The sequence below is a fragment of the Phytohabitans sp. LZ39 genome (assembly GCF_059359075.1).
In genome coordinates this window covers 46,411-57,954 of sequence record NZ_JCADBM010000002.1, presented here as the reverse complement: position 1 = coordinate 57,954, position 11,544 = coordinate 46,411, and the positions used below count along the sequence as shown (strand labels likewise).

The window sequence follows — 11,544 nt, the reverse complement described above, 5'->3', positions numbered from 1 at the left end:
CTGGATCACACCAGCGGAAGGGATCGGGGCGGCATCTAGGATCGTGCGTTGTGGCAAGCATTCCGTGGGCGGAGTCGTACCTTGGCCAACTGCGCGCGCTCGCCGGCGACCGCACCCTGCTATTTGTCGGCGCACGCGGCATCGTCTTCGACGAGCAGGGCCGTGTGCTGCTGATCAGGCGGCGCGACAACGGCATCTGGGCGGTCCCGGCGGGTGCCATGGAGCTGGGCGAGTCGATCGCCGACTGCGCCGTACGGGAGGTGTACGAGGAGACCGGCCTGCGGGCGGCCGAAGTCACCCCGTTCGCCTTCTACACCGGCCCGGCCTACACGTTCACCAACATGTACGAGGACACGTACCAGCTCTTCGTGACCGCGTTTCGGATCGACCGGTGGGCGGGCCAGCTGGCGCGGGTGACCGACGAGACCATCGACGCCGGCTTCTTCCACCCCGACGAGATGCCCGCGCCGCTGTCCCGCAGCGTGTACGAGTCGCTGGCCGACCTCGCCGCCTTCGAACGCACCGGCCAGATGGTGCTCAAGTAGAGATGGCCAAGGCGATCCGGAGTGCGCCGTTGACGGCGAGCATCGTGTGGCCCGACAACGCGCCCGCAGCCTCGACGATCTCGTCCCGGTAGATCGGGCCCAGGTCGTCGCAGACGACATAGCCCACCAGCGGGTCGTCATGCGTCAGGCGCACCACCGTCGGCATGGAGGCGTGCCGGTCCGTCGTGGTGATGCGCACGGCGAGCACACTTTCCAGGTTTCGGTTACGCCGGTTGTTTGACACCACCAACCATGGCTTTCTGCCGACGCCGGCGACCTCCGCCCAATAGACCTGCCCCCTCGCCGGCTCGATCACGAGCGAACCGGCTTTGCCGCGTCAGCGCCCTCTCCGGCGGCATCCTCCGCCGCCCAGCGGGGCGCCTCACGGCCCACCCACCGGTCGCGCGCGGCCCGGCGACCGCTGTCGGTCTCGACCCACCACTCCGCCATCCGGGCATAGCCGATGTCGAGCGCCCGCTCCTGCAACGCCTCACCGGCCACCTGGATGAGCGCGCGGATCCGGCCGCCCTCGCTGCGCAGCACGTCGGGGGACTCGCCGTGGTCAACAAGCCACTGCTCCAGTGCCTGCCGCAACGCCGTCTCGGCGCCACTGGCCTCGACCACCTGGGCGGCCTCGTCATCGAGCGTCACTGTCGTCCGCTTCATCTGCAACAGCATACGCTTCAGGCTACACATCACATTACGATGCATCAAGTGCATCACCTAGAGCAGCGTCTGGGTCTTCGCTTCCGCATCGTTGGCGCTGTCCTCGTCCGTGCCGGGCACGGCACCGCGCAGCTCATGGTCGGGCAGCGCGAGTGTCACCGCGATCGCCACGACCGCGACGAGCCCGGCGATCAGGAAGACCACGTGCAGCGCGTCGACGAAGGCGAACTGGATCGCCTCCCGCAGCGGCTCGGGCAGCGCCCGGATCACGGCGGGCTCGTTGATCGAGAAGTGCGAAGCGCCACCCGACGCTTGGAACCGCGCCGCCTGCTCGGGCGTGAGCTGGCTGATCGCGCCCGGCAGCCGGTCGGCGAGCTCCACGCTGAGCCGAGAGGAGAGCACGGCGCCGAGGATCGCCACGCCGAACGAGCCGCCCAGCGAGCGGAAGAACGTGGCGGCGGACGTACCGGCGCCGAGGTCCCGCACCTCGACCGCGTTCTGCACGGCCAGCACGAGCGACTGCATGCACAGGCCGAGGCCGACGCCGATCACGACCATGTAGACGAAGGCAAGCCACAGCGACGTGTCCACGTGCAGCTGGGTGAAAAGCAGCATGCCCGCGGTCAGCACGATCGAGCCGGCGACGGGAAACCACTTGTAGCGGCCGATCCGGCTCATCGCCCGCCCGGACAGCACCGAGGTCACGATCACGCCGGCCATCATCGGCAGCATCAGCAGGCCGCTGCGGGTCGGTGTGGCGCCCTTGACGATCTGAAGGTACAGCGGGATGAAGATGATCGAACCGAACATCACCAGGCCGAGTACGAAGCCGGCGCTGTTGGCCAGCGCGAACGTGCTGCGGCGGAAGAGCTTCAGCGGCAGGATCGGCTCGCGGGCCCGCGACTCCTGGAGGAGGAAGAGCACCGCGAGCACCCCGCCCGCGACGAAGAGGCCGATGATCGTGGGCGAGCCCCAGGCGTACTGGTTGCCGCCCCAGCTGAGCCCCAGCAGCAGGCTGCTCACGCCGGCGACCATGAGCGCCGCGCCGAGCCAGTCGATCGAGTGCGGGCGGCGGTGAAACGGGATCAGCCGCATCACGTGGTAGCAGACCACGATGGCGAGGATGGCGATCGGCACGTTGATATAGAAGATCCAGCGCCAGTCGTGCTCGGCGAAGTAGCCGCCGACCAGCGGGCCGGCGACCGAGGCAACGCCGAAGACCGCCCCGAACAGGCCTTGGTACCGGCCGCGTTCGCGGGGCGAGACAACGTCCGAGATGATCGTGAAGGCGAGCGTCATCAGCCCGCCCGCGCCCAGCCCTTGGATACCGCGCGTGATGATCAGCTGGGTCATGTCCTGCGACAGGCCAGCCAGCAGCGAGCCGAGCAGAAACGTGCCGATCGAGAACAGGAAGACCGGCCGGCGGCCGTACAGGTCGGAGATCTTGCCGTAGAGCGGCGTCGACGCGGTGGACGCCAGCAGGTACGCGGTCACCACCCACGAGTAGTGGTCGATACCGCCGAGTTCCCCGACGATCGTGGGCAACGCCGTACCCACGATCGTCTGATCCAGTGCGGCCAGCAGCATGCCGGTCATCAGACCGGCCATCAGAAGGAGGATCTGCTGGTGGCTGAGGCGTGGCCGGGTCTCGTCGGCAGTGGTCATGATCTTAGTTTTGACCCGTTCGCAGCCGCCGCAATCGGATTGGCGCGAAAGGTGACCGACGAGACCGGGCCACGGTCGTCAGTGCTTGCCCTCGGCGATCTCCTCGACCATCTTGTCGCAGAAGGCCGGCAGGTCGTCGGGCTTGCGGCTGGTCACCAGGCCGTTGTCGACGTGCACCTGCTCGTCGACCCAGTTGGCACCGGCGTTACGCAGGTCGGTGCGGAGGCTGGGCCAGGAGGTGACGGTGCGGCCGTCGAGCACGCCGGCCTCGATCAGGGTCCAGGGGGCGTGGCAGATCGCGGCGACCGGCTTGTGCGCGTCGAAGAACGACTTCACGAACCGGACCACGTCCGGGTCGGTGCGCAGCGCGTCCGGGTTGGCCACGCCGCCGGGCAGCACGAGCGCGTCGTACTCGTCCGGGTTGGCGTCGGCAACGGTGCGGTCGACCGGGTACGTGGCTGACTTGTCCAGGTGCTTGAACGCCTGGATCTGGCCCGGCTTGATGGAGATCAGCTCGGGCTGTCCGCCCGCCTGCTCGACCGCCTCGCGCGGCTTGGTGTACTCGACCTCCTCGACGCCGTCGGTCGCGAGGAAGGCGACCCGCTTGCCCTGCAATGTCGTAGTCATAACTCCCCCCTTCCCGGGTGAGAGCGAGGCAAACTTGCGATACTAAGATCAACTGAATACTCTACCCACATGAGCACGATGCGAGAGCCCACCTACTTCACGCTCGCCGCGTTGATGGACGGGCCCCTCCACGGCTACGCGGTGATCAAGCGGGCCGAGGAGCTCTCCGGCGGGCAGGTGCGGATGGCCGCCGGCACGCTGTACGCGGCACTTGACCGCCTCAGCGCCGAGGGCCTGGTCCAGGTCGTCGACGAGCAGGTGGTCAACGGCCGCGCCCGGCGCTACTACGAGCTGACCGCCGCCGGCGCGACGGCACTGGAGGCCGAGGCCGAGCGCATGACCCGGGCGGCACGTGTGGTGACCTCACGCCGCCCGGCGCTGGGCTTCGGGGAGGTGCGTCCGGCATGAGCGCGGTCCTGGAGGCTCGCTACCGCTGGCTGCTGCACGCATACCCGCCGGCCTACCGGCGCGAGCGTGGCGACGAAATGATCGGCACGCTGATGGAGGCGGCCACACCCGACCAGAGCCGCCCATCCCTCCGCGAGTCACTGTCACTGGCGGTGCGCGGCCTACAGACCCGCGCCGGCGTGCACCGCCCCCGCCCGGCGGGCGGCGTCATGGCCGGCGCCATCCGCATCGCGGTGCTCCTGCTGCTCGCCCACGCCACCGCGGTGAGCCTCGCCCGCAGCGGCGCCGTCGTCTCCCGGTGGGTCGTCGACCGCGAGCTGGGCCTGGCCACCAACCTGCTCCATCCACTGGAGACGGTCCTGGTCGCCGCCGCCCTCGTCCTCGTGGCGGCTGGCCGCTACCGGCTGGGGCTGCTGACGGCCCTCGCCGGCTGGGTCACGATGTACACGATCGAACTCTTCGCCTTCAACTCGTCCGTGTCGACCGACCCGGCCACCGGCACTTTCGTGTACACCTACCCGGACAATCTGTGGCAGTCGATCACCAGGACGTTCGACGTCATCGGGATCGACGTGACGATGTGGCCGCTGCCGCTCGCCGTGCTGCTGACCCTGCCGCTGCTGCGATGGCGCCCGACCGGCACGCCCCGGCCGTGGCTGTGGCTGCTGGCCGTGCCGGCGGCAATCATCCTGCTGCCGACCGATTTCGACGCGACGACCGAGCTCCACCCGTGGGGCAGCGTGATCGCGATGATCGCCCTGCTCCTCTGGGCGGTCGTGGACGCGCGGACCACGATCGCGGCCGCCACACTCCTGCTCCCGCCGGTCGCGGCACCGATCTTCTTCTACGCCCATCCCCACTGGGCCAAGGAAGGCACGCCAGCCAGCTACTGGACCTGGATGTGGATCTTCGCCGCCGGTGCCGTGGTGCTGCTGGCCGTCGGCACGCTCAGCGCCCGCCGCCAATCCCGGATCTAGTGCGGTGGCCACACTAGAGAGCTTTCGCGGTCGAGGTAGCGAGCCTGTCCACAATGCACGGTCAAATCCGGGACAGATTTCCCACGTCCGTGTCAGCGGCAGACCGGATGCTCCCGCGGGCACCGCTCCCGGCCGGCGGCTCGCGGGGCGAGCCGAAATCCCCGGCCGTCCACTGCCGGCTCCGCGGGACAAGCCCCCAGGCCCGTTCGCGGACAGCCACAGGCCCCTAACCCGCGACATCCTGACCCAGCGTCACCAGCCTCGGGGACCAGACTCTAGTGCGGCGGCCGCGCTTACGGGCGTGAGGACGGTCGCGCGGGCGCTGGGCGGGGACGGCGGGCGTCCGCGGGGAAGATGACGTCGGTGGGCAGGTCGTCGACCGGCTCGGCGCCGATCCGAAACTCACGGACCATCGAGGCGCCCAGCCAGGCCCCGTATCCGCCGATCGCGAGGGCGAGCAGCTCCACCAGGAAGATGCCCGCGGTCGGCGGGCCGGTCTGGTCTTCGACCCGCACCAGGCACACGATCGCGAAGAGCGCGACCATGCCGAGGTTGACCATTTCGTACGCCACGACGCGCCGCTTGCCCGCGCCTGCCGGCACGTCCCACAGGTCGATCAGCCCCGCCCCCACGGCGAGGATCGCGGCGAACAGCCCCGCCACCAGCGTCCAGTAGCCAACCTGCCCGAGGAAGTGCAGCCCGACCAGCGCGCCGAAGTCGAAGAGGACCGCACACACGATCAGCCCCAAGGGCAGCGTCATCATCAACGGGTGAACCGGATGACCGGAGATGTTGAGCCGTGTCTGCATGATGGCTGCACTTCCGAATGGGTAGGCGCTGTCAAAGACGTCGATGCGGTACCCGGATAGCTGTCCACCAAACATACGCCCCCACCAGCCGTCTGCCCGCGTCTCACCACGTGCGGTCGCCCCCGTGAGCGGGTCGCTGGCCTAGCGGATCACGATGGGGGCTTCGGCGAGGCGTACCGTCAGCGGCTCTTTGGGCTCGACCCACGGCGTGCCGGGGGTGCCGCCCGGGTTGGCCTCCCAGCCGTGGCAGACGCGGTCGATCGCGACCGGGTAGATCGTGAGGCTGCCGTCGGCCGCGATGTGCATGCGCAGGAAGCTCTTGGCGTCTTCGATGCCCTGGCCGGCGAACAGCTCGTTGAGGTTGACCCCGAACGCGCCGGCGACCAGCAGGTAAGCCGCCACCAGCAGGCTCGCCGCGTAACCGACGATCGGGCCGTAGACCACGACGGCGGCGACCGGCGGCAGGGGCCAGGGCCAGTCGACGAAGGGGAACTGTAGCCACGCCCAGGTGCCGGCGATGGCGAGCCCCACGTGGGCCAGCCCGTGGCCCAGGCCGAGCAGCCACTGCCGCACGTGGCCCTTGCCGCTCGCGCTGGGTGGTTTGGCGAAGAGCACCGCGCCGCCGATCGTGACCAGCAGCATGATGGCCAGCGGGATGCTGAAGATGCGGGTCTCGCTGGCGCCGTTGCGGTGCACCATGCCGACCATCGGCAGCATCAGCAGCGTGTGCAGCAGGCCGAGCATGATGGCGAAGCCCGGGTTGCGCAGCGGCAGCCGCCCGAAGATGCCCCAGCTGAAGCGGCGCGAGCGCTCGGGCTCGGGATAGGTGCCGGCCAGGTCGTACGACAGGCTGCGGCTGGCCCGGCGGGCGAGGGTGTCCGGCGGCGGCACCGAGATGCGCTGCGGCAGCTTGTGGGTCGGGTACAGGTAGGCGCCACCACCGCCGCAGGTGATGAGCTGGCGGTCACCGTTCGCGTAGCGGGCGTAGTGATGCAGGTCACCCGCGATGATCAGCGGGACGCGGGCGCCGGTCGGGGCGATCACCGTGCGGATGAAGTAGTCGACCGCGTCGTACGCCTCCGGGTTGTCCACCGCCTTCACCCACGTCGGCGCGGGCACCACCAGCACCACGCGGTCGTCCGGCCCCAGCTGGCGGGCGGCCTCCTCGAAGTAGATGAGCTGCGGGTCGTCGAGATACGCCCCGAACTGCTCGTCGATGCCGAAAAGCCACCAGTCCGCCGGCAGCTCGGTGGCGAAGTACGACCTGTTCTGCTCGGTGCGCCACCCGCCGATCGCGCCGTCCTTGCGCCGCGCGAACAGCCGCAGGAAAGCGGTCAGCCCGTCGTACCAGTCATGGTTGCCGGCGATCGCGAAGAGCGTGGGCCGCGGACCTGAGGCCGGCGGCCCAGGCAGCGCGGCCTGGTATGGGCCCTTGCACCGGTCTTCGTAGGCCGCCCCACTCGCGGTGGGATAGACCTGGTCACCACCCATAACCAGGACCTGGCCGCGCGGCAGTCGCCGCCCGTCGAGGTCGAGCTGCGGCTGCGCCAGCAGGTACGCCACCGAGTACGTGGCGTCGAAGCCGTCGCCGAGGTCGGCCACGTAGTCCAGCCACAGCTCGCCGTCGACGCCCTCCTGGCGGTAGATCCGTCCGGGCAACGCGTTTTGCAGCTCGCGCTTGTCGAGGTAGGCGCCGAAGAGGATGGCCAGCAGCGTGCGGAGGCCGGTGCTGAGCAGCAGGAGCGGCGCCAGCCAGGGCACCCGCTTGCGCGGGGTGAAGCCGAGCTCAAGGGGGTCGAGGGTGCGCGGGCGCGGGGGTGCCGTCTGCTGGGCTTCGCTCACCGCAGGCAGCCTAGTGGCGGCGAGCGTCTATGCGCTGCCCCCAGCCAGCCGATGGGGGGAACCCGTGCGACCTGGCCGCCGGTGTGCCGTACACTTGACCACCGTTGCCGCCTTAGCTCAGTCGGCAGAGCGATTCACTCGTAATGAATAGGTCGACGGTTCGATTCCGTCAGGCGGCTCGGCAACGAAGGGGCCCTGGGTCGACGACCTGGGGCCCTTTTCAGCTTCCGTAGGCCTCGTCGTGGGCCTTGCGTGGGCCGCAAACCGACGCCCGGCTGCACATGCACCGCGAGCCGTCCGCGTCCATGCGCACCACGACCGAGTCGCGGGGCACGCTGTGGGCGACCACCCGGCCGTCACCCTCCGGTGTGGACACCCGGCTGCCCACGGCCGGCGCGGACGCCTGAAACTTCTGGTAGAGCGGGTGCTCGTACTTCAGGCAGCACATCAGCCGCCCGCACGCGCCGGATATGCGCAGTGGGTTGAGCGGCAGGTCCTGGTCTTTGGCCATCCGGATGGTCACCGGCTCGAAGTCGGTCAGGAAGGTGGCGCAGCACAGGTCGCGGCCGCACGAGCCGATGCCACCCTGCACGCGCGCGGAGTCGCGGGCGGAGAGCTGGCGCAGCTCGACCCGGCACCGCAGGGTGGCGCCCAGGTCGCGGACCAGCGAGCGGAAGTCGACGCGGTGCGGGGCGGTGAAGTAGATCGTCGTGCGCGCGCCGTTGGTCCCGCCGCCGGACTCCTGCACGTGGTCGACGGCCACCACCTTCATCGGCAGGTCGTGCTCACGGATGAGCCGCTTGGCGGCCACCTTCGCCTCGGCCTTGCGCTTGCGCTGGGTTTCGTCGCGGCGCAGGTCTCGCTCGCTGGCCATGCCGGCCAGCTTGGGAAATCCGTCGGTGTCTTCGCTGACCCACTGCGGCGCCCACACGCACTCGGCGACCTCGGTGCCGTCGTCGGTGGGCACCAGCACGCGGTCGCCGACCTGCGGGCGGAACTCGCCCGGGTCGAGGTAGTAAAGCCGGCCGTAGCGGTTGAAGCTCACCGCGCAGAGCATCCCCATGCGCCCACCCTACGGCGACATCCGACTCGTGTTGAAGAGCAGCCATTCGGACGATTCACCCCTGTCCTTAGGAACCGGACCTATCGCGACGCCGCAACGCGCTCGGAAAGCCTTCGTTGGGCTCCCGCGTACGCCCCCGAATGCCGGAGGTCGCCGCCATGACGCTGTCCAGGATCGCCGCCATCGCCGTCGCCGGTGCGCTCACCGTCGGGCCGGCACCCGCCGTCGCCGCACCGGCCTGCCAGACCCCCACCGGGTACGCGGCGGGTGCGGGCGCCGAGGTGCTGGCGCTCAGTGCGCTGGACCTGCGCCCGCTCGGGCTGCCCGTCGGCCCGGTCACCGACCTCCGCCTCGGCTCGACCCGCTCGGCGATGGATCCCGAGGCCGGCCCGGTCAAGGCCGCCGCGGCGGCGCGCTATCTCGACGCGACGATGCTCGGCGTCGAGTTGCCCACCGGCCCGCTGTCCCGCTCGGCCTACCAGCAGGCACCGCCTCGCAACGCCAAGCCGGTGACCGTCCACGCCGACCGCCGGGACCTCGGGGTCGCGGCGGCCGGGTCGGGCGACCTGACCGCGTACGCGACCTGGCACGCCGGGCTGGCCTGCGGCACCAAGCGGGCGGAGGCGACGCGCACCAGCGCCACGGTCGCCGGCGCGGACGTGCTGGCCGGGCCGGGTGGAGTGGCGCTGGTGCGGATACCGGCCGCGCCGCGCGCCCGTACGGCCACCGGGCTGCGCGCGGGGGGCAGCCCGGTGGCCACGGCCTCGGCCGGGCTGGCCGAGGCGCTGCTGTTCGCCGGGACACCGGCGCAGGTGAGCGTGAAGGTGGTCCAGCCGGCGGAGCTCACGGTGGGGCGGGACGTGGCCTACAAGGCACCGATCGTCGAGGTGTCCGGGCCGGGCCTGGGCGCGCGCCGGCTGGACGCGCCCGGCCAGGTGCTCGACGTGCCCCTGGACGGCCTCGGCGGCACGATCGGCGCGCTGAAGCCCGAGCGGCTCAACGGCGTCACCGGCCGCGCCGGCGACGGCCCGCTGGCCCTGCCCGGCCTTCCAACGCTGCCCGGACTGCCGGAGGTCGGACTCCCGCTGGACGGCTCGCTCCTGCGGGTGACCGTCGGCACGCTCGCCAAGGACGTGACCGCCGACTCGGCGCGCGCCGAGGCCACGACTGTGCGCCTCCAGGTGACCACCCGGCCGCCGGACGAGGACACCGCCGCGGTGCTGGACGTGCACCTCGGGCGGCTCGACGCGATCGTGCTGGCGCCCCGCCCGCACTCCGCCGCCCCACCGCTCGGCAGCGCTGGCGGACTGCCCGTGACCGGCGCAAACGTCACCTGGGCCACAATTGCGGGCGCACTATTGATCATGGCGGGTATGGTGGCTGTGGTAGCCACTCGGCGCCGCCGCGCGACGGTTCGTCCCATTCACGATCGCACTTACGGATGATTCCGGGACGGTGCCCACGACAAAGGTCGGACATCGGCGTTGAGTGGAATGTCCACAGACCTGCGGGGGGTGCAGGAAAGGGCCACGGCGTCGCAGCCGGAGCGGTGGGAGAGCATCCGCCGCTTCAGAGCGCGACGCCGTTGCCATAGGCGAAGACGGATGGCTCAGGCTCGGGTCGTCGGCCCGAACGCCACCGGTCCGGTGTCTGGCGGCCGGTATGGCAGCTCGGCGAGGTCGGCCGCCCAGCGGTGCAGCAGCGCCTCGGCCCGCTCGTAGGCCACGTCGATCGCGCCGAGCACGCGCGCGCCGATCTCCGCCGCGGCGACGGCGGCCGGCACGCCCAGCGGCTCGACGGTGACGGTGACCGCCTCGCGCGAACCCAGCACCGCGGCCAGCTCACGGGCCAGCCCGGCGCGGCTCTGCTCGACCCACTCGGCCACTGCGGCCGAGTAGCCCTCGGTGGCGGCGAGCTTGCCGGCCATCGCACCGAGGTGTGCGGACAGGGCCGCCCGACGCGCACCGAAGACCTCCGCACCCGCCCCCTCCCAGGAGCCGGAATCCGCGATCGTCTCGCCCCGCTGCTGGTACACCTCGATGAGGCCGTGCAACGACGGGCCGGCGGCGGCCAGCGGCGCGGGACGGAGCCCGGCGATGGTGCTTGTCGCGGCGCCCGGCAGGGCGCCCAGCCGGCGCAGGAGCGGCCAGATGGGGTGACTACCGGGGGCGCCGCTGGTGGCGAGCGTGCTGTCGACGCGGTCGAGCAGCGCGGTGGCCGAGCCGGCGAGCTGGTCGAGCGCGTCCATCACACCTCCCCGGCACGGCCGCGGGCGGCATCGTCTACATCGGAGTAGTCGGCGGCGGTGACGCGCAACGCGCCGGCCACCTCGGCCAGCCGGTCGCTGGCCAGGGCCGCCTCGCGAGCGCGTGCGTCGAACGCGTCGAGCCACTGGCGGTGCAGCGCGCGCCCCAGCTCGCCGAGGCGCCCGGGCCCGCCCGCGCCGAAGGACGAGGCCGGCGGCTCGAGGTGGGCCAGGCGCCGGCCGGCGGCGGTGAGCGCTGTGGCCGCGTCGTCGAAACCGGCCGCGAGGTCGCGCAGGGTCTGCATCTCAGACCTCCCGCAGCGACCGGTAGCCGGCGAACATCTCGGCGTGCAGCTTTTCCCGGGCCCACCGGGCGGCATCGGCGGCGGCCGTCACCGCGGCCTGGATCGAACGGGACAGCTCGGTGCTGCTGCGGCCGTCGAGCGGGCCGGTGATGCGCACCTCGGTGACCGCACCGGCGGCGGTCACGACGAGCTCGACAAGCCCGTCGGGCGAGTGGACGGTCACCTTGAGGCCACGGGCCGCCTGGTCGAACTCGGCCTGAAGCGCTTCGATACGCCGATAGCGCTCGACAGCCTCCTCGATCCAGCCCTCGTCGATCTCACGCCCCATGTATGCAGGCCCTTTCACCCGACGTGGCAACCCGACCTCAGACCGTACCGGCCGAGGGCGGCAG

The 11,544-nt window shown here is 71.1% G+C and carries 14 protein-coding genes and 1 tRNA gene; 5 read left to right on the top strand and 10 right to left on the bottom strand.

Going from position 1 to position 11,544, the window contains the following annotated elements:
- The first annotated feature begins 50 nt into the window (after positions 1–50).
- Positions 51–545 carry an NUDIX domain-containing protein gene (locus tag AC5L36_RS03870; protein WP_441213925.1) on the top strand — a complete coding sequence of 165 codons (495 nt, stop codon included), beginning with the start codon at positions 51–53 and terminating at the stop codon, positions 543–545.
- Here the strand turns inward: AC5L36_RS03870 and AC5L36_RS03865 are convergent.
- The 4 genes from AC5L36_RS03865 to AC5L36_RS03850 all read right to left on the bottom strand — a co-directional run bounded on the left by AC5L36_RS03865 (position 538) and on the right by AC5L36_RS03850 (position 3,503).
- A complete protein-coding gene (locus tag AC5L36_RS03865; protein WP_441213924.1) occupies positions 538–861 on the bottom strand; it encodes a type II toxin-antitoxin system PemK/MazF family toxin in 324 nt (107 codons plus the stop codon). The genes AC5L36_RS03870 and AC5L36_RS03865 overlap by 8 nt on opposite strands.
- Positions 858–1,211: a hypothetical protein gene (locus AC5L36_RS03860; protein ID WP_441213923.1), complete on the bottom strand. Its 354-nt coding sequence runs from the start codon at positions 1,209–1,211 to the stop codon at positions 858–860. The genes AC5L36_RS03865 and AC5L36_RS03860 overlap by 4 nt, the downstream gene beginning before the upstream one ends.
- A 57-nt stretch (positions 1,212–1,268) precedes the next feature.
- Positions 1,269–2,876, bottom strand: a complete 1,608-nt coding sequence (locus AC5L36_RS03855) for an MDR family MFS transporter (protein ID WP_441213922.1) — start codon at positions 2,874–2,876, stop codon at positions 1,269–1,271.
- A 78-nt stretch (positions 2,877–2,954) separates the two neighbouring features.
- A complete protein-coding gene (locus tag AC5L36_RS03850; protein ID WP_441213921.1) occupies positions 2,955–3,503 on the bottom strand; it encodes a type 1 glutamine amidotransferase domain-containing protein in 549 nt (182 codons plus the stop codon).
- A 69-nt stretch (positions 3,504–3,572) separates the two neighbouring features.
- Here AC5L36_RS03850 and AC5L36_RS03845 point away from each other — a divergent pair, with 69 nt between their 5' ends.
- Together AC5L36_RS03845 and AC5L36_RS03840 are read left to right on the top strand one after the other, a co-directional pair.
- Complete coding sequence (locus AC5L36_RS03845) at positions 3,573–3,911, top strand: PadR family transcriptional regulator (protein WP_441213920.1); 339 nt, start codon at positions 3,573–3,575, stop codon at positions 3,909–3,911.
- Positions 3,908–4,888, top strand: a complete 981-nt coding sequence (locus AC5L36_RS03840) for a hypothetical protein (RefSeq protein WP_441213918.1) — start codon at positions 3,908–3,910, stop codon at positions 4,886–4,888. The genes AC5L36_RS03845 and AC5L36_RS03840 overlap by 4 nt, the downstream gene beginning before the upstream one ends.
- A gap of 293 nt (positions 4,889–5,181) precedes the next feature.
- Here AC5L36_RS03840 and AC5L36_RS03835 read toward each other — a convergent pair whose 3' ends face one another.
- Positions 5,182–5,697 (bottom strand): DUF2231 domain-containing protein, encoded by a 516-nt coding sequence (locus AC5L36_RS03835; RefSeq protein WP_441213917.1) that lies wholly within the window; start codon positions 5,695–5,697, stop codon positions 5,182–5,184.
- 141 nt (positions 5,698–5,838) lie between these two features.
- On the bottom strand, positions 5,839–7,548 hold the full coding sequence (locus AC5L36_RS03830; protein WP_441214468.1) for a metallophosphoesterase: 1,710 nt from the start codon (positions 7,546–7,548) through the stop codon (positions 5,839–5,841).
- Positions 7,549–7,645: 97 nt separating this feature from the next.
- Here AC5L36_RS03830 and AC5L36_RS03825 point away from each other — a divergent pair.
- Positions 7,646–7,718: transfer RNA gene (locus AC5L36_RS03825), tRNA-Thr, on the top strand.
- A 41-nt stretch (positions 7,719–7,759) separates the two neighbouring features.
- On the opposite strand, the gene AC5L36_RS03820 is transcribed toward AC5L36_RS03825, so the two are convergent.
- Positions 7,760–8,602, bottom strand: a complete 843-nt coding sequence (locus tag AC5L36_RS03820; RefSeq protein WP_441213916.1) for a PSP1 domain-containing protein — start codon at positions 8,600–8,602, stop codon at positions 7,760–7,762.
- 158 nt (positions 8,603–8,760) lie between these two features.
- On the opposite strand from AC5L36_RS03820, the gene AC5L36_RS03815 reads away from it, so the two are divergent.
- Positions 8,761–10,047, top strand: coding sequence for an LPXTG cell wall anchor domain-containing protein (locus AC5L36_RS03815; RefSeq protein ID WP_441213914.1), 1,287 nt, complete (start codon positions 8,761–8,763; stop codon positions 10,045–10,047).
- A gap of 164 nt (positions 10,048–10,211) precedes the next feature.
- On the opposite strand, the gene AC5L36_RS03810 is transcribed toward AC5L36_RS03815, so the two are convergent.
- From AC5L36_RS03810 to AC5L36_RS03800, 3 genes are read right to left on the bottom strand one after another with little or no spacing between them, the layout of a single operon-like run.
- Positions 10,212–10,850: a hypothetical protein gene (locus AC5L36_RS03810; RefSeq protein ID WP_441213913.1), complete on the bottom strand. Its 639-nt coding sequence runs from the start codon at positions 10,848–10,850 to the stop codon at positions 10,212–10,214.
- On the bottom strand, positions 10,850–11,152 hold the full coding sequence (locus AC5L36_RS03805; RefSeq protein WP_441213911.1) for a hypothetical protein: 303 nt from the start codon (positions 11,150–11,152) through the stop codon (positions 10,850–10,852). The genes AC5L36_RS03810 and AC5L36_RS03805 overlap by 1 nt, the downstream gene beginning before the upstream one ends.
- 1 nt (position 11,153) lies before the next feature.
- On the bottom strand, positions 11,154–11,480 hold the full coding sequence (locus AC5L36_RS03800) for a YbaB/EbfC family nucleoid-associated protein (protein ID WP_441213910.1): 327 nt from the start codon (positions 11,478–11,480) through the stop codon (positions 11,154–11,156).
- Between the last annotated feature and the right edge of the window lie 64 nt (positions 11,481–11,544).

Excerpts from the sequence above, each read along its gene's own strand:
- AC5L36_RS03860 (WP_441213923.1), bottom strand. The coding sequence starts at position 1,211 with ATGAAGCGGACGACAGTGACGCTCGATGACGAGGCCGCCCAGGTGGTC.
- AC5L36_RS03855 (WP_441213922.1), bottom strand. The coding sequence starts at position 2,876 with ATGACCACTGCCGACGAGACCCGGCCACGCCTCAGCCACCAGCAGATC.
- AC5L36_RS03850 (WP_441213921.1), bottom strand. The coding sequence starts at position 3,503 with ATGACTACGACATTGCAGGGCAAGCGGGTCGCCTTCCTCGCGACCGAC.
- AC5L36_RS03845 (WP_441213920.1), top strand. The coding sequence starts at position 3,573 with ATGAGCACGATGCGAGAGCCCACCTACTTCACGCTCGCCGCGTTGATG.
- AC5L36_RS03840 (WP_441213918.1), top strand. The coding sequence starts at position 3,908 with ATGAGCGCGGTCCTGGAGGCTCGCTACCGCTGGCTGCTGCACGCATAC.
- AC5L36_RS03835 (WP_441213917.1), bottom strand. The coding sequence starts at position 5,697 with ATGCAGACACGGCTCAACATCTCCGGTCATCCGGTTCACCCGTTGATG.
- AC5L36_RS03820 (WP_441213916.1), bottom strand. The coding sequence starts at position 8,602 with ATGGGGATGCTCTGCGCGGTGAGCTTCAACCGCTACGGCCGGCTTTAC.
- AC5L36_RS03815 (WP_441213914.1), top strand. The coding sequence starts at position 8,761 with ATGACGCTGTCCAGGATCGCCGCCATCGCCGTCGCCGGTGCGCTCACC.
- AC5L36_RS03810 (WP_441213913.1), bottom strand. The coding sequence starts at position 10,850 with ATGGACGCGCTCGACCAGCTCGCCGGCTCGGCCACCGCGCTGCTCGAC.
- AC5L36_RS03805 (WP_441213911.1), bottom strand. The coding sequence starts at position 11,152 with ATGCAGACCCTGCGCGACCTCGCGGCCGGTTTCGACGACGCGGCCACA.
- AC5L36_RS03800 (WP_441213910.1), bottom strand. The coding sequence starts at position 11,480 with ATGGGGCGTGAGATCGACGAGGGCTGGATCGAGGAGGCTGTCGAGCGC.